This window comes from Streptomyces liliiviolaceus, from assembly GCF_018070025.1.
In the GTDB taxonomy this organism is placed as follows: Bacteria; Actinomycetota; Actinomycetes; order Streptomycetales; family Streptomycetaceae; genus Streptomyces; species Streptomyces liliiviolaceus.
This window is the reverse complement of sequence record NZ_JAGPYQ010000001.1, coordinates 2,335,086-2,352,079: the sequence shown is the minus strand read 5'-3', so window position 1 is coordinate 2,352,079 and position 16,994 is coordinate 2,335,086. Positions and strand designations below refer to the sequence as shown.

General features: G+C 67.7%; 9 protein-coding genes and 3 rRNA genes. 5 read left to right on the top strand and 7 right to left on the bottom strand.

All coding sequences use genetic code 11. The annotated features are described in order from the left end of the window. Nucleotides 1–38: 38 nt before the first annotated feature. From J8N05_RS10430 to mtnA, 4 genes are read right to left on the bottom strand one after another with little or no spacing between them, the layout of a single operon-like run. Complete coding sequence (locus J8N05_RS10430; protein WP_210882135.1) at nucleotides 39–1,901, bottom strand: LpqB family beta-propeller domain-containing protein; 1,863 nt, start codon at nucleotides 1,899–1,901, stop codon at nucleotides 39–41. Continuing rightward, nucleotides 1,891–3,960, bottom strand: coding sequence for an MtrAB system histidine kinase MtrB (gene mtrB / locus J8N05_RS10425; RefSeq protein WP_210882133.1), 2,070 nt, complete (start codon nucleotides 3,958–3,960; stop codon nucleotides 1,891–1,893). The genes J8N05_RS10430 and mtrB overlap by 11 nt, the downstream gene beginning before the upstream one ends. 1 nt (nucleotide 3,961) lies before the next feature. After that, nucleotides 3,962–4,651 (bottom strand): two-component system response regulator MtrA, encoded by a 690-nt coding sequence (gene mtrA, locus J8N05_RS10420; RefSeq protein WP_188114266.1) that lies wholly within the window; start codon nucleotides 4,649–4,651, stop codon nucleotides 3,962–3,964. Between the two features lie 8 nt (nucleotides 4,652–4,659). Further along, the gene (gene mtnA, locus J8N05_RS10415; RefSeq protein WP_210882131.1) at nucleotides 4,660–5,805 is read right to left on the bottom strand and encodes an S-methyl-5-thioribose-1-phosphate isomerase; all 1,146 of its coding nucleotides are present in this window, start codon (nucleotides 5,803–5,805) and stop codon (nucleotides 4,660–4,662) included. A 140-nt stretch (nucleotides 5,806–5,945) separates the two neighbouring features. On the opposite strand from mtnA, the gene J8N05_RS10410 reads away from it, so the two are divergent. From J8N05_RS10410 to J8N05_RS10390, 5 genes are read left to right on the top strand one after another with little or no spacing between them, the layout of a single operon-like run. Further along, on the top strand, nucleotides 5,946–7,340 hold the full coding sequence (locus J8N05_RS10410) for a glycerophosphoryl diester phosphodiesterase membrane domain-containing protein (RefSeq protein WP_210882129.1): 1,395 nt from the start codon (nucleotides 5,946–5,948) through the stop codon (nucleotides 7,338–7,340). A 4-nt stretch (nucleotides 7,341–7,344) separates the two neighbouring features. Beyond that, complete coding sequence (locus tag J8N05_RS10405; RefSeq protein WP_210882128.1) at nucleotides 7,345–8,037, top strand: DUF4129 domain-containing protein; 693 nt, start codon at nucleotides 7,345–7,347, stop codon at nucleotides 8,035–8,037. After that, on the top strand, nucleotides 8,034–9,251 hold the full coding sequence (locus J8N05_RS10400; RefSeq protein ID WP_210882126.1) for a DUF4350 domain-containing protein: 1,218 nt from the start codon (nucleotides 8,034–8,036) through the stop codon (nucleotides 9,249–9,251). Before J8N05_RS10405 ends, J8N05_RS10400 begins: the two co-directional genes overlap by 4 nt. After that, complete coding sequence (locus J8N05_RS10395) at nucleotides 9,248–10,249, top strand: AAA family ATPase (RefSeq protein ID WP_210882125.1); 1,002 nt, start codon at nucleotides 9,248–9,250, stop codon at nucleotides 10,247–10,249. The genes J8N05_RS10400 and J8N05_RS10395 overlap by 4 nt, the downstream gene beginning before the upstream one ends. Then, complete coding sequence (locus tag J8N05_RS10390) at nucleotides 10,249–11,559, top strand: DUF58 domain-containing protein (RefSeq protein ID WP_210882124.1); 1,311 nt, start codon at nucleotides 10,249–10,251, stop codon at nucleotides 11,557–11,559. Before J8N05_RS10395 ends, J8N05_RS10390 begins: the two co-directional genes overlap by 1 nt. A gap of 122 nt (nucleotides 11,560–11,681) precedes the next feature. Here the strand turns inward: J8N05_RS10390 and rrf are convergent. From rrf to J8N05_RS10375, 3 genes are all read right to left on the bottom strand, one after another. Then, nucleotides 11,682–11,798 (bottom strand): 5S ribosomal RNA (gene rrf, locus J8N05_RS10385). Between the two features lie 88 nt (nucleotides 11,799–11,886). Next, nucleotides 11,887–15,009 (bottom strand): 23S ribosomal RNA (locus J8N05_RS10380). Between the two features lie 315 nt (nucleotides 15,010–15,324). Next, nucleotides 15,325–16,850, bottom strand: a 16S ribosomal RNA gene (locus J8N05_RS10375). The 16S, 23S and 5S rRNA genes sit together here, the layout of an rRNA operon. Nucleotides 16,851–16,994 lie beyond the last annotated feature (144 nt).

The following is a 16,994-nucleotide window of genomic DNA, read 5'->3' as shown; positions in this document are numbered from 1 at the left end:
GAAGGCGGGCCGCGCCGTACCGGAGCGGCCCGCGGAACTCAGCCCGGATAGACCGGCGCCATCCCCGTCTTGACCACCGTCTGCCACTGCGAACCGCTCGACAGCCGCACGATCCCGTCCTCCGAGTGCGCGACCAACGGCAGCCGTTCGTCCTCGGAGGCGGCGATCTCCTTCACCCCGGTGAGCGCGGAGGGGGCGGGGCCGACCGGCGTGGAGCCGTCGACCTGGACGTACTGGATCTGCTGCACGCCGCGGGCCTCGCGCCCGACCACGACCAGACGGCTGTCGCCGGCCCAGGACATGGCCGTGACCTCCTCCAGCTGCGGTGCCACGGAGCGCAGTTCGTGGATCGCGACGGTGTCCTCCCCGCCCGCGCCCTCGGAGTCGCCCCGTTCGATCCGCCCCATGAGCAGGGTCGTCCGCTTGCCGTCGCTCACCATGAGCGCGATCCGTACCCCGTCAGCGGCCACCCGCACCGCCTCGATCCGCCCCTCCAGACCGGGTGTCGAGACCACCAGGGGGTCGCCCGCGCCCTTCGGCAGGAGGAGCAGCCGGGAGTCCTTCGGCCCGCGGTCGGCCACCCACAGGTCACCGCTCGCGTCCCAACTGGGCGTCGTCAGCCCGTCGTCCTGCGACGTGGCCTTGCTGCGCAGCACGGCTTCCCCGAGCGAGCCCCCCGAGGCGAGCGACGCGACGTACATCGAGCGCCCGTCGAGCGACACCCCGGCGGCGGTGTCCTCGTCCCGCGAGACGGCGGCCGCCCGCAGTTCCTTGCCGCCGTCGCCGCCGTCGCCGAGCGCACCGGGCACCGGCTCGGGCTCCTGATCGCTGCCGGCCCCCGGTATCCGGACCAGCCGCTTCTCGCCGTCGATGAAGTACTCGTACTCGGCCCGCTTGGCCGGGCCGTGAACGACGGAGACCTCCGCCTGGTTGTTGTTGATCACGCACGACTGCGTGCCGTCCGAACGCTGCAGCTCCACCTCGTCGATGCCCGTGGGCGTCAGGTCCTGGAGCGTGAACAGGATCTGGGCGGCCATCTCCGTGCACTTGGCCTGCCCGACCCGGTCGGCCTTGGCGTTCAGCGGCACCGTCAGCCGGTTCTTGTCGTCGGGCGTCAGCGACTTGACGCCCTTCTTCAGCGCCGTACCGGTGGGGAAGCTCGACCTGACCACCGGCTTGAGCCAGCTCGTGGGCCCCTTGAGGACGGAGCGGACCATCTGCGTCACCGGGTCCACCTGCTCCCGTACGTAGACGGGGTCGGCGACCGCGCCGAGCTGAACGCCGGTCCTGCCCTGCGTGTTCGAGGCGAAGTAGTACTTGTTGACGGACTCGTAGTTGCGCTGGAAGTCGGACATCCCCATCACCAGGCCGGCCGGCAGGGCGTCGATGCGCCACTCCTTGGCACCGTCCGTGGTCTTCTGCTCCGACAGGTGCACGATCTCGCTGTACGCCCCCTCGGCGGGCTTGTAGGCGAACTGCGAGTCCACGGTGGCGACCTTGGTGCCGATCAGCGAGTACGCGTAGTCGCCGGTCGCCTCCCTGCTGCCGCTGTGCTCCGCCACGGTGTTCGGGCCGTCCGCGAGCACCGTCGTCGACGCGTTCGGACGCCACTTCTTCGACGCGCCCTCGGTCAGGTACTTGCGGGCCGTCTCGAACTGCGGGTCGTCGCTGGTCAGCGCTTCGAGGAAGCCCTGGACGATCTCCTCGGGCTGCGCGTTCTCCCGCGGTGGCATGGCGAAGACCCTGACCTGCGCGTCCGGCCGCTGGGAGGCCTCGACATCACGCAGGTCCCCTTCGTCCGGCATCGACGCGCACCCGGCCAGCAGTACGGTCCCGCAGGCGGCGTACACCACCCCACGTGCCGGACGCCGACGGCCGCCCCGATCGCGGTCAGCGCCCACGAGACCCCTCCCCATGCTTGAGCTGTTCCGGCTGCCCGCCGGTTTCCGGGCCGTCCTCGGACGGCTCCCCTTCCGGCGTCTCCTCCGGTGCCGCGACCGGAGGCCTGGTCTCCGCGGCGGGCCGCGGCACCACGCGCGCGCCGCTGCCGGGCAGCGCCGCCGGATCCACCGCGCCCGCCACCCTGGGGTCGCGCGACGGCATCGGCGGCACGGCCCGCTCGGCGGGCTGCGCAGGCACCGTGGCCAGCTTCTGCGTACCGCCGAGGGGCAGCCCCGCGTCGTTGAGGCCGCGGTTGCGCCGCGAGTCCTTGGGCTCCAGCGGTATCGGCGAGCCCCGCAGCGGCTCGTCGGCCGTCCGGGGCACCGTCAGCCGGAACTGCGAGCCCCCGCCCGGTTCCCCCCACGCCTGCAGCCAGCCGCCGTGCAGCCGCGCGTCCTCCAGGGCGATGGACAGGCCCAGGCCCGTACCGCCGGTGGTACGCGCGCGTGCCGGGTCGGCCCGCCAGAAGCGGCTGAACACCCGGGTCGCCTCACCGGGTTTGAGGCCCACTCCGTAGTCGCGCACCGCGACCGCGACGGCCCCGCCCGCGGACGCGAGCTTGACCACGACGTCCTTGCCCTCGCCGTGCTCCACGGCGTTGACCACGAGGTTGCGCAGCACCCGCTCCACCCGCCGGGCGTCCGCCTCGGCGACCACGGGCTGCTGGTCGCCCACGACCCGTATCCGCGTGCCCTTGCGCTCGGCGAGCGGCTCGGCCCCGCTGATGACCCTGCGGACGACCTCCCGCAGGTCTATCGGCTCGGCCTCCAGGGCCGCCGCGCCCGCGTCGAAGCGGCTGATCTCCAGGAGATCCGCCAGCAGCGTCTCGAAACGGTCCAGCTGGTCGGCGAGCAGTTCGGCCGACCTGGCGGTCATCGGATCGAAGTCCACGCGCGCGTCGTGGATGACGTCGGCCGCCATCCGCACGGTCGTCAGCGGCGTACGCAGCTCGTGCGACACGTCGGACACGAACCGCCGCTGCATCCGCGACAGGTCCTCCAGCTGCTGGATCTTCAGCTGCAGGTTCTGCGCCATCTTGTTGAAGGCCTCACCGAGGCGCGCGATGTCGTCCTCACCGGTGACCTTCATACGTTCCTGGAGGCGCCCCGCGGACAGCCTCTCGGCGATCCCGGCGGCCATCCGTACGGGCGTGACGACCTGGCGCACCACGAGCCAGGCGATCGCCCCGAGCAGCACCACGACGAACAGCCCCGCCGTGGCGAGGGTCCCCTTGACCAGGCTGAGCGACTTCTCCTCCTGCGTGAGCGGGAAGAGGTAGTACAGCTGGTACGGGTCGCCCTTGGGGTCGTTGACCTGCGTGCCGATGATCAGCGCGGGCTGGGAGGCCTGGCCGTTGGTGTAGGAGATGCGCGTATAGCTCTGGGCCGTGCCCGTGCCGCCGTCCACCCGCTCACGCAGGTCCTGGGGCACGCTGAGGCTCCAGTCCACGAAGCCCGACGCGCGCGGGCCGAGGCCCCGGCTGCTGCTGTCCGCGGAGGTGGTGCTGAGCGTGACGACGCTGAACGCGCCCTGGCCGCCGCTGGAGAGGGACTCCACGAGGGAGCTCATCCATCCGCTGACGTTCTGGACGGGGTTCTCGTTCGGGCCGGAGCGGTCGTCGCCGCCCGCGCCCGCCGCGCTGTCGGCCTCCTGCTTGGCGACCGTGAACCCGCCCGTGGCCTGGCTCTGGGAGGCCTTCACCTTGGCGTCCAGCAGGCCGTTGCGCACCTGCCCGATCACGACGAAGCCCAGCAGCAGGACGACGCCCAGCGACATCAGCAGGGTGGTGGCGACGACCTTGAGCTGGATGTTGCGCCGCCACAGCCGCATGACCGGCAGCAGCGGACGGCGCACCCACCGCATGAACAGCCGAAGGACCGGGCTGCCCTGGACTCCGCCCTGGAGCAGCCCGCCCTCGACGAACCGTCCCCAGCGGGAGCCCGTCATCTTCCGGCCGACAGGCCGCCCCGAGCGGACCCCCGGCTCACCGGGCGCCGAAGCGGCACTGTCCCGGGACACGTCAGCTCGGTCCGGCCTTGTAACCGACGCCACGGACGGTCACCACGATCTCCGGCCGCTCCGGGTCCTTCTCGACCTTGGAGCGCAGCCGCTGCACATGGACATTCACCAGACGGGTGTCCGCCGCGTGGCGATAGCCCCACACCTGCTCCAGGAGCACCTCACGCGTGAACACCTGCCACGGCTTGCGGGCCAGCGCGACCAGCAGGTCGAACTCCAGCGGGGTGAGCGCGATCGAGGCGCCGTCCCGCTTCACAGAGTGACCGGCCACGTCGATGACCAGATCGCCGATCGCGAGCTGTTCGGGCGCCGGCTCCTCGGACCTGCGCAGCCTGGCCCTGATCCGGGCCACCAGCTCCTTTGGCTTGAACGGCTTCACGATGTAGTCATCCGCGCCCGACTCAAGGCCGACCACGACATCGACGGTGTCGCTCTTCGCCGTGAGCATCACGATCGGTACCCCGGACTCCGCCCTGATCAGGCGGCACACCTCGATGCCGTCCCTACCGGGAAGCATCAGGTCCAGGAGCACCAGGTCGGGCTTGCTCTCACGGAAAGCGGCCAGCGCCTTGTCGCCGTCGGCTACGAAAGACGGCTCAAAACCTTCACCACGCAACACAATGCCGAGCATCTCGGCCAGTGCGGTGTCGTCATCGACGACAAGGACTCGTCCCTTCATAAACGACATCATCCCATTAACTAAATCGTTACCTGGCGTGACCTGTCACACAGCTCCGCGAGCGCCTCGGCCGTCACGGGCGACACGACGCCCGCCTCGGTGACGATCGCCGTCACCAACTCGGGCGGCGTCACGTCGAACGCCGGGTTGTACGCCTGGGTCCCCAGGGGTGCCACCGGTATCCCGCCTCCCGCCTCGACTCCCGCCACGGGCACCAAGGGTGCTGTGATCTCTGTCACTTCATGACCGGCACGCTGCTCGACCTCGATCGATGCTCCGTTCGGAGTGTCCGGGTCCACCGTCGTCAGCGGCGCCACCACGATGAACGGCACATGGTGGTACCTGGCCAGCACCGCGAGCGGATAGCTCCCCACCTTGTTCGCCACCGAACCGTCGGCGGCGATCCGGTCCGCTCCGATGAGCACCGCATCCACCTCTCCCGCCGAGAACAATGACCCGGCAGCGTTGTCCGTGAGCAAGGTGTACGCCATTCCGGCGCGCGCCGCCTCATACGAGGTCAGGCGAGCACCCTGCAGCAACGGACGCGTCTCGTCCACCCAGAGTCTGCGCAGCCGCCCCACCCGGTGCGCAGCGAGCGCCACGGCGAACGCCGTGCCCTCCCCGCCCGAGACCAGCGCCCCGGTGTTGCAGTGCGTGAGAATCCGGTGGCTGCCCCCGGGCAGCAGCTCGTCGAGCAGCGTCAGCCCCTGCACGGCCATACGCCCGCTGGCCTCGGCGTCCTCCTTGTGCAGCGCCCGCGCGGCAGCCAGCGCGGCCGCCGCGGCCTGCTCCTGGTCACCACCGGCCCGCAGCACCGCGAGATGGGCCTCCTGGGCCCGGCGGACCCCGTACGAGAGATTCACCGCGGTGGGCCGCGCACCCGCGAGCGAGGCGGCCGCCCCGTCCACGTCGAATCCACGGGCCGCGGCGAGCGCGACTCCGTACGCCCCCGCGATGCCGAGGAGCGGTGCCCCGCGCACGGCGAGCGAGCGGATCGCCTCCACCAGCGCGGACGCGTCCGTGCACACCAGCTCGACCTCTTCGGCGGGCAGCCTCGTCTGGTCGAGGAGGACCAGCACGGGTCCCTCCGGCGGCTCGTCCCACCGGATCGCGGGTATCTCGATGGGCCGGTTGTCCTCGCGGATTTGCGCGTACTGATCAGCCATCTGCTCAGTCTGCCCCGTACAGGGCGGACAATTGAAGGTGTGCAGCCCATACGGCGGCCGGTCACTTCCCGGCCACACCGTGGCACGATGGCAGCCAACCTGCCGCCGCGACCGCGGGCGGGCACCGTGAAGGAGCGACGATGAACGACACTCCGGGCTGGGCATCGCCCGGATCTGCCCCCTCCGACGGGCAGAACGGACAGGAGCCGACGCCTTCCGGCCCTGCCCGGCCCACCGACCGGCCCGCGTCCACCGAGCCCGCGGGCGAACCGGGTCAGCCCGGCCCCGCCCCGTCCGGCCCGGGCCCGAAGTGGTCCAAGGAGCAGCCCCCGCCCGCCCAGTGGCCCTCGCCCGGCGGCGGCCCGCAGGGGGCCCCGCCCCAGACTCCACCGCCACCACCGCCCGGCCCCGGCTGGGGCGGCCAGCCTCCCGCGGGCCCCGGCGGATACGGCGGCCCGGGGGGCTACGGAGGCCCCGGCGGCTACGGACCGGGACCTGGCGGCTACCCCGGCTGGGGCGGCGGCTGGGGCGGCCCCCCGCCCGCGGCCAAGCCCGGCGTGATCCCGCTGCGCCCGCTCGGCGTCGGTGAGATCCTCGACGGCGCGGTGTCGACCATGCGCACGCACTGGCGCACGGTCCTCGGCATCTCGCTCGCCGTCGCGGTCTTCACGCAGATCCTCGTGATCCTGCTCCAGGGCCTCGTCCTGGACGACAGCGCCAGCACGGACGTCCTCAACGACCCGAGCGCCACCGCGGGCGAACTGTCCCGCGCCATGGGCGACACCCTGCTGAACTCCGGCGTCGTCCTGCTGATCACCCTGCTCGGCACGATCGTCGCGACGGCCCTGCTCACGACCGTGACCAGCCGCGCGGTCCTCGGCAAGTCGGTGACCACCGCCGAGGCCTGGCGCGACGCCCGGCCCCAGCTGCTCAAGCTCTTCGGCCTGACCTTCCTGCTGCCGCTCATCGCGGCCGCGATCGCCGCCGTGGGCATCCTGCCCGGCGTCCTCGTCGGCCTCGCGGGCGGCGGTGACGGTGCCGTCGCACTCGGCCTCCTCGGCGGCCTGGCCGCGGCCGTCGTCGCGCTCTGGATGATGATCCGCTTCTCCCTGGCCTCGCCGGCCCTGATGCTGGAGAAGCAGAGCGTCTGGAAGTCGCTGAGCCGGTCCGCGAAGCTGGTCCGCGGCTCCTGGTGGCGGGTCTTCGGCATCCAGCTCCTCGCCACGATCATCGCGAACATCGTCGCGTCGATCATCGTGATCCCGTTCGCCTTCCTCGCCTCCGCGCTCAGCGGAGACGGCATCGGCAGCATGCTCGACAGCGGCACCGGCGACCTCGGCTGGACGTTCCTCATCGTGAGCGGCATCGGCTCGGTGATCGGCTCCATGCTCACCTTCCCGATCACCGCAGGCGTCACCGTGCTCCTCTACATCGACCAGCGCATCCGCCGCGAGGCCCTCGACCTCGACCTGGCCCGCGCGGCCGGCATCCAGGACCACGGCTCCGGCGCCCCCGGCACGACCCCGGGGAGCTGACGGAGTGAGCCTGGCGGGGGGAGTGGTCACTGCGGTACTGGCGCTGCCACGCGCCGACGGCGAACCACCGGTGACCGTCCCGCGCGACCCCGCGCGGGAGGCCGCCCGGCGCGAACTGTCGAAGCGGATGTACCACGAGAACGACCCCAGCCTCCTGCGTCGGGCCCTGGACGCCTTCTGGAAGTGGGTCGGCGAACTGCTCGACACGGCCTCCTCGGCGACCCCCGGAGGCGGACTCGGCCTCCTGGTCGTCGTCCTGGCCGTCGTGGCACTCATCGGTGCCCTCTGGTGGCGCCTCGGCTCCCCCCGCCGGCGCCCCGTCTCGACCGCCCCGCTCTTCGACGACCGGCCCCGCAGCGCTGCCGAGCACCGCGCCGCCGCCGAGGCGCACGCGGCCCAGGGCCACTGGAACCAGGCCGTCCAGGAACGCATGCGCGCCGTCGTCCGCTCCCTGGAGGAACGCGCCCTGCTCGACCCCCGCCCCGGACGCACCGCCGACGAGGCCGCCGCCGAAGCGGGCCGCACCCTGCCCGCCCACACGGACCGGCTGCGCGCCGCGGCACGGGACTTCGACGACGTCACGTACGGCGGACGCACCGCCGTCCCGGAGACGTACCACCGCCTCGCACAGCTCGACCAGGACCTGGAACGCACCAGACCCGTCCTCACCAGCGCCGGCCGGGGGGCCGCCACATGACACCCGAGGCCCCCACGGCAACCCCGACTCCGACCGCCCCGCCCGCCACCTCGGCCTCGCCCACCGTCCGCCAGGTGTGGACCCGCTCGCGCGGTGTCGTCCTCGCGTTCGTGATCCTCCTGGTGGCCGCCGTCGCCATCGCCGTCGTACGCTCCGGCGCCCAGCACGGCAGCCTCGACCCGCGCTCCGCCGACCCCAAGGGCAGCCGAGCCGTCGCCGAACTCCTCGCCGACCGGGGCGTGTCCACGCGCGTGGTCACCACCCTGGAAGAGGCGAGCACCGCGACCGGCCCCGACACGACACTCCTGGTCGCCCGCCCCGACCTGCTGACCGACCGTCAACAGGACCGCCTGCACTCCACGTACCGGAACTCCGGCGGACGCACCGTCCTCGTCGCCCCCGGCGCCCCGTCCGTCGGCACCCTCGCCCCCGGAGTCGACGCGGACCTCACACCCAGCTACGACTCCACGCTCTCGCCCCACTGCGCCCTGCCCGCCGCCCGACGAGCAGGCACCGCCGACACGGGCGGCATCCGGTACGCGACGGACGCACCCGGCGCCGACACCTGCTACCCCAGCGACGGCCTGCCCACCCTGCTGCGCCTGCCCGCCTCCGAAGGGGACGGCGACACCGTCGTCCTCGGCGCGCCCGACATCCTGCAGAACGAGCGCCTCGACCAGCAGGGCAACGCCTCCCTCGCCCTTCAACTCCTCGGTTCCCGCACCCACGTGGTCTGGTACCTCCCCTCGCTCTCCGACGACTCGGCCACCGACGCCGGCGACAGCAGCTTCCTCGACCTGGTCCCCTCCGGCTGGCTCTGGGGCACGCTGCAGCTCTTCATCGCCGCGCTGCTGGCCGCCCTCTGGCGCGCCCGCCGCCTCGGCCCGCTCGTCCCCGAACGGCTCCCCGTCGCGATCCGCGCCTCCGAGACCGTCGAAGGCCGCGCCCGCCTCTACCGCAAGTCCAACGCCCGCGACCGTGCCGCGGGAGCTCTGCGCTCCACCACCCGCACCCGCCTCGCCCCCCTCGTCGGTGTGTCCCCCGCTCAGGCGCACGCGCCCGAAGCCCTGCTCCCCGCCCTGTCCGCCCGGCTCCGCCAGGAAGGACAAGCCCTGCACTCCCTGCTCTTCGGGCCGCCGCCCCGCGACGACGCGGCCCTCATCGCACTCGCCGACCAACTCGACGCCCTCGAAAGAGAGGTACGCCGTCCATGATGGCCCCGACCACTGACAACGCCGGGAACACCGGGACCACCGGGGACGCAGCCGCCGCCCGCGCCTCCCTGGAGACCCTGCGCGCCGAGATCGCCAAAGCCGTGGTCGGCCAGGACCCCGCAGTGACCGGCCTCGTCGTCGCCCTCCTGTGCCGCGGACACGTCCTGCTGGAGGGCGTCCCCGGAGTGGCCAAGACCCTGCTCGTCCGGGCTCTCGCCTCCGCGCTGGAACTCGACACCAAGCGCGTCCAGTTCACCCCGGACCTGATGCCGAGCGACATCACGGGCTCCCTCGTCTACGACGCCCGCACCGCGGAGTTCTCCTTCCAGCCCGGCCCGGTCTTCACGAATCTCCTCCTCGCGGATGAGATCAACCGCACCCCTCCGAAGACCCAGTCGTCCCTCCTGGAGGCCATGGAGGAACGCCAGGTCACGGTCGACGGCACCCCGCGCCCGCTCCCCGAGCCGTTCCTGGTCGCCGCGACCCAGAACCCGGTCGAGTACGAGGGCACGTACCCCCTTCCGGAGGCACAGTTGGACCGTTTCCTCCTCAAGCTGACGATCCCGCTCCCGTCCCGCCAGGACGAGATCAACGTCCTCACCCGCCACGCCGAGGGCTTCAACCCCCGTGACCTGCGCGCCGCCGGCATACGCCCCGTAGCGGGCCCGGCCGACCTCGAAGCGGCCCGCGCGGCCGTCGCCAAGACCGCGGTCTCCCCCGAAATCACCGGCTACGTGGTGGACATCTGCCGTGCCACCCGCGAATCGCCGTCCCTCACCCTCGGCGTGTCCCCCCGTGGCGCGACGGCGCTCCTGGCCACGGCTCGCGCCTGGGCCTGGCTGACGGGCCGCGACTACGTGATCCCGGACGATGTGAAGGCCCTCGCGCTGCCGACTCTCCGCCACCGCGTCCAGCTCCGCCCGGAAGCCGAGATGGAGGGTGTGACGGCCGACTCGGTCATCAACGCGATCCTCTCCCACGTCCCCGTCCCCCGCTGATGGCCCTCACCGGCCGCACCGCCCTCCTCGCGGCCCTCGGCACCCTCCCCGTGGGCATCTGGGAACCCAGCTGGACGGGCATCCTCGCCGTCAACGCCCCTCTGGCCCTCGCCTGCGCCTGCGACTTCGCCCTGGCGGCACCGGTACGCCGCCTGGGCCTGACCCGCTCCGGCGACACCTCCGTACGCCTGGGCGAGTCCGCCGACGTCACCCTCACGGTCACCAACACGTCGGGCCGTCCCCTGCGCGCCCGCGTCCGTGACGCCTGGCCCCCGAGCAGCTGGCAGCCCGGCACGGAAGTCACGGCGTCCCGCCACCTTCTGACGGTCCCTCCGGGCGAGCGCCGACGCGTCACGACCCGCCTGCGCCCCACCTGCCGCGGCGACCGCCGGGCCGACCGCGTCACCATCCGCTCGTACGGTCCTCTGGGCCTCTTCGCCCGCCAGGGCAACCACGAGGTCCCCTGGACGGTACGCGTCCTTCCTCCCTTCGCCAGCCGCAAGCACCTCCCCTCGAAGCTCGCCCGACTGCGCGAACTCGACGGCCGCACCAGCGTGCTGACCCGCGGTGAGGGAACCGAGTTCGACAGCCTGCGTGACTACGTCCCCGGTGACGACACGCGCTCGATCGACTGGCGGGCCACTGCCCGTCAGTCGAGGGTCGCCGTACGCACCTGGCGTCCCGAACGCGACAGGCACATCCTGCTGATCCTCGACACGGGCCGCACAGCCGCGGGCCGCGTCGGAGACGCCCCGCGTCTCGACGCCTCCATGGACGCGGCCCTCCTCCTGGCGGCTCTCGCGTCCCGCGCCGGCGACCGGGTGGACCTGCTGGCCTACGACCGCCGGGTACGCGCTCTGGTTCAGGGCCGTGCCGCGGGCGATGTTCTTCCTTCGCTGGTCAACGCCATGGCACACCTGGAACCGGAACTCGTCGAGACGGATGCCCGCGGTCTCACCTCCACCGCGCTCCGCACGGCCCCGCGCCGCTCACTGATCGTGCTCCTCACGACCTTGGACGCGGCCCCCATCGAGGAGGGCCTGCTTCCCGTACTCTCCCGCCTCACCCAGCGCCACACGGTCCTGGTCGCCTCGGTATCGGACCCGCACATCGAGCGCATGGCCACGGCACGGGGAAACACGGAGGCCGTGTACGAGGCCGCCGCAGCGGCGCAGGCCCAGGCGGAACGTCACCGCACGGCGGAGCAACTGACGCGTCACGGTGTCACTGTCGTGGACGCGACCCCGGACAACCTGCCGCCGTCTTTGGCGGACGCATACCTGGCTCTCAAGGCCGCAGGCCGTCTCTGAACCTGCTTCTGCCCTTTCCGGTTTCCGGGAAATTCCAGGAAACCGGAAAGGGGAGAACGCATAACGGCAGGCAAACGCAGAAAAGCCCCCGCACCGAAGTGCGGGGGCTTTCCGTAATATTTGTTCGGCGGCGTCCTACTCTCCCACAGGGTCCCCCCTGCAGTACCATCGGCGCTGTAAGGCTTAGCTTCCGGGTTCGGAATGTAACCGGGCGTTTCCCTCACGCTATGACCACCGAAACACTATGAAACTGACAAACCGGAGCCGTGACCATGGCTACAACGGTTGTTCGTGGTTTCAGAACCAACACAGTGGACGCGAGCAACTGAGGACAAGCCCTCGGCCTATTAGTACCGGTCAGCTCCACCCCTTACAGGGCTTCCACATCCGGCCTATCAACCCAGTCGTCTACTGGGAGCCTTAACCAATCAAGTTGGTGGGAGTCCTCATCTCGAAGCAGGCTTCCCGCTTAGATGCTTTCAGCGGTTATCCCTCCCGAACGTAGCCAACCAGCCATGCCCTTGGCAGGACAACTGGCACACCAGAGGTTCGTCCGTCCCGGTCCTCTCGTACTAGGGACAGCCCTTCTCAAGACTCCTACGCGCACAGCGGATAGGGACCGAACTGTCTCACGACGTTCTAAACCCAGCTCGCGTACCGCTTTAATGGGCGAACAGCCCAACCCTTGGGACCGACTCCAGCCCCAGGATGCGACGAGCCGACATCGAGGTGCCAAACCATCCCGTCGATATGGACTCTTGGGGAAGATCAGCCTGTTATCCCCGGGGTACCTTTTATCCGTTGAGCGACGGCGCTTCCACAAGCCACCGCCGGATCACTAGTCCCGACTTTCGTCCCTGCTCGACCCGTCGGTCTCACAGTCAAGCTCCCTTGTGCACTTACACTCAACACCTGATTGCCAACCAGGCTGAGGGAACCTTTGGGCGCCTCCGTTACTCTTTAGGAGGCAACCGCCCCAGTTAAACTACCCATCAGACACTGTCCCTGATCCGGATCACGGACCCAGGTTAGACATCCAGCACGACCAGACTGGTATTTCAACGACGACTCCACCCGAGCTGGCGCTCAAGCTTCACAGTCTCCCAGCTATCCTACACAAGCCGAACCGAACACCAATATCAAACTATAGTAAAGGTCCCGGGGTCTTTCCGTCCTGCTGCGCGAAACGAGCATCTTTACTCGTAGTGCAATTTCACCGGGCCTATGGTTGAGACAGTCGAGAAGTCGTTACGCCATTCGTGCAGGTCGGAACTTACCCGACAAGGAATTTCGCTACCTTAGGATGGTTATAGTTACCACCGCCGTTTACTGGCGCTTAAGTTCTCAGCTTCGCCAGACCGAAATCTGACTAACCGGTCCCCTTAACGTTCCAGCACCGGGCAGGCGTCAGTCCGTATACATCGCCTTACGGCTTCGCACGGACCTGTGTTTTTAGTAAACAGTCGCTTCTCGCTGGTCTCTGCGGCCACCCCCAGCTCAAGCAGCAAGTGCTATCACCGGTGATGGCCCCCCTTCTCCCGAAGTTACGGGGGCATTTTGCCGAGTTCCTTAACCATAGTTCACCCGAACGCCTCGGTATTCTCTACCTGACCACCTGAGTCGGTTTAGGGTACGGGCCGCCATGAAACTCGCTAGAGGCTTTTCTCGACAGCATAGGATCATCCACTTCACCACAATCGGCTCGGCATCAGGTCTCACCCTTGATGTTGTGCGGATTTACCTACACAACGGGCTACACCCTTACCCCGGGACAACCACCGCCCGGGCTGGACTACCTTCCTGCGTCACCCCATCACTCACCTACTACAGGTCTGGTCCGTCGGCTCCACCACTTTCCATTCCCCGAAGGGTCCGGAACGGCTTCACGGACTTAGCATCGCCTGGTTCGATGTTTGACGCTTCACAGCGGGTACCGGAATATCAACCGGTTATCCATCGACTACGCCTGTCGGCCTCGCCTTAGGTCCCGACTTACCCTGGGCAGATCAGCTTGACCCAGGAACCCTTAGTCAATCGGCGCACACGTTTCTCACGTGTGTATCGCTACTCATGCCTGCATTCTCACTCGTGAACCGTCCACCACTGCCTTCCGGCGCGGCTTCACCCGGCACACGACGCTCCCCTACCCATCCATACAGGCGTTGGCCCTATTGTATGAATGACACGACTTCGGCGGTACGCTTGAGCCCCGCTACATTGTCGGCGCGGAATCACTAGACCAGTGAGCTATTACGCACTCTTTCAAGGGTGGCTGCTTCTAAGCCAACCTCCTGGTTGTCTGTGCGACTCCACATCCTTTCCCACTTAGCGTACGCTTAGGGGCCTTAGTCGATGCTCTGGGCTGTTTCCCTCTCGACCATGGAGCTTATCCCCCACAGTCTCACTGCCGCGCTCTCACTTACCGGCATTCGGAGTTTGGCTAAGGTCAGTAACCCGGTAGGGCCCATCGCCTATCCAGTGCTCTACCTCCGGCAAGAAACACACGACGCTGCACCTAAATGCATTTCGGGGAGAACCAGCTATCACGGAGTTTGATTGGCCTTTCACCCCTAACCACAGGTCATCCCCCAGGTTTTCAACCCTGGTGGGTTCGGTCCTCCACGACCTCTTACAGCCGCTTCAACCTGCCCATGGCTAGATCACTCCGCTTCGGGTCTTGAGCGCGCTACTATACCGCCCTATTCGGACTCGCTTTCGCTACGGCTTCCCCACACGGGTTAACCTCGCAACACACCGCAAACTCGCAGGCTCATTCTTCAAAAGGCACGCAGTCACGACGCAAGGAACAAGTTCCTTGCGCGACGCTCCCACGGCTTGTAGGCACACGGTTTCAGGTACTATTTCACTCCGCTCCCGCGGTACTTTTCACCATTCCCTCACGGTACTATCCGCTATCGGTCACCAGGGAATATTTAGGCTTAGCGGGTGGTCCCGCCAGATTCACACGGGATTTCTCGGGCCCCGTGCTACTTGGGTGTCTCTCAAACGAGCCGTTGATGTTTCGACTACGGGGGTCTTACCCTCTACGCCGGACCTTTCGCATGTCCTTCGCCTACACCAACGGTTTCTGACTCGTCTCACAGCCGGCAGACTGTGAAAGAGAGATCCCACAACCCCGCATGCGCAACCCCTGCCGGGTCTCACACACATACGGTTTGGCCTCATCCGGTTTCGCTCGCCACTACTCCCGGAATCACGGTTGTTTTCTCTTCCTGCGGGTACTGAGATGTTTCACTTCCCCGCGTTCCCTCCACACACCCTATGTGTTCAGATGTGGGTGACAGCCCATGACGACTGCCGGGTTTCCCCATTCGGAAACCCCCGGATCAAAGCCTGGTTGACGGCTCCCCGGGGACTATCGTGGCCTCCCACGTCCTTCATCGGTTCCTGGTACCAAGGCATCCACCGTGCGCCCTTAAAAACTTGGCCACAGATGCTCGCGTCCACTGTGCAGTTCTCAAACAACGACCAACCACCCATCACCCCGGACCAGAAGTCCGAGTGCACTGGGGCCGGCACTGAAGGCGACCATCACGGCCGTACCCTCAGACACCCAACAGCGCGCCCGACACCCTCGCCCCTAAGGTCCGCTTTCCACGCCCCGAAGGACAGTACTTACAGCCTGTAGAAGGCCGAGTGTGCCGAATAATCAACGTTCCACCCTTGAGCAACCAGCACCGGACATTCGCCGATGAACTGGCCTCTGACCTTGCCCCGAAAGACTCGGTAAGAAGTGCTCCTTAGAAAGGAGGTGATCCAGCCGCACCTTCCGGTACGGCTACCTTGTTACGACTTCGTCCCAATCGCCAGTCCCACCTTCGACAGCTCCCTCCCACAAGGGGTTGGGCCACCGGCTTCGGGTGTTACCGACTTTCGTGACGTGACGGGCGGTGTGTACAAGGCCCGGGAACGTATTCACCGCAGCAATGCTGATCTGCGATTACTAGCAACTCCGACTTCATGGGGTCGAGTTGCAGACCCCAATCCGAACTGAGACAGGCTTTTTGAGATTCGCTCCACCTTGCGGTATCGCAGCTCATTGTACCTGCCATTGTAGCACGTGTGCAGCCCAAGACATAAGGGGCATGATGACTTGACGTCGTCCCCACCTTCCTCCGAGTTGACCCCGGCAGTCTCCTGTGAGTCCCCATCACCCCGAAGGGCATGCTGGCAACACAGAACAAGGGTTGCGCTCGTTGCGGGACTTAACCCAACATCTCACGACACGAGCTGACGACAGCCATGCACCACCTGTCACCCGACCACAAGGGGGGCACCATCTCTGATGCTTTCCGGGCGATGTCAAGCCTTGGTAAGGTTCTTCGCGTTGCGTCGAATTAAGCCACATGCTCCGCTGCTTGTGCGGGCCCCCGTCAATTCCTTTGAGTTTTAGCCTTGCGGCCGTACTCCCCAGGCGGGGAACTTAATGCGTTAGCTGCGGCACCGACGACGTGGAATGTCGCCAACACCTAGTTCCCACCGTTTACGGCGTGGACTACCAGGGTATCTAATCCTGTTCGCTCCCCACGCTTTCGCTCCTCAGCGTCAGTAATGGCCCAGAGATCCGCCTTCGCCACCGGTGTTCCTCCTGATATCTGCGCATTTCACCGCTACACCAGGAATTCCGATCTCCCCTACCACACTCTAGTCTGCCCGTATCGAATGCAGACCCGGGGTTAAGCCCCGGGCTTTCACATCCGACGCGACAGACCGCCTACGAGCTCTTTACGCCCAATAATTCCGGACAACGCTTGCGCCCTACGTATTACCGCGGCTGCTGGCACGTAGTTAGCCGGCGCTTCTTCTGCAGGTACCGTCACTTTCGCTTCTTCCCTGCTGAAAGAGGTTTACAACCCGAAGGCCGTCATCCCTCACGCGGCGTCGCTGCATCAGGCTTTCGCCCATTGTGCAATATTCCCCACTGCTGCCTCCCGTAGGAGTCTGGGCCGTGTCTCAGTCCCAGTGTGGCCGGTCGCCCTCTCAGGCCGGCTACCCGTCGTCGCCTTGGTGAGCCACTACCTCACCAACAAGCTGATAGGCCGCGGGCTCATCCTTCACCGCCGGAGCTTTCAACCCCCACCCATGCGAGTAGGAGTGTCATCCGGTATTAGACCCCGTTTCCAGGGCTTGTCCCAGAGTGAAGGGCAGATTGCCCACGTGTTACTCACCCGTTCGCCACTAATCCCCACCGAAGTGGTTCATCGTTCGACTTGCATGTGTTAAGCACGCCGCCAGCGTTCGTCCTGAGCCAGGATCAAACTCTCCGTGAATGTTTACCGGTAATCCGGCGAACACCATGAGAGCGGAACGACCAACCGGAATAAGGAAGGCCGTTCACAGCGTCCTCGCTGATGCGCCTACCAGGTGTTACCCCGGCAGGACTTTTTCAAAGGAACCTCCACCCACCACCATGC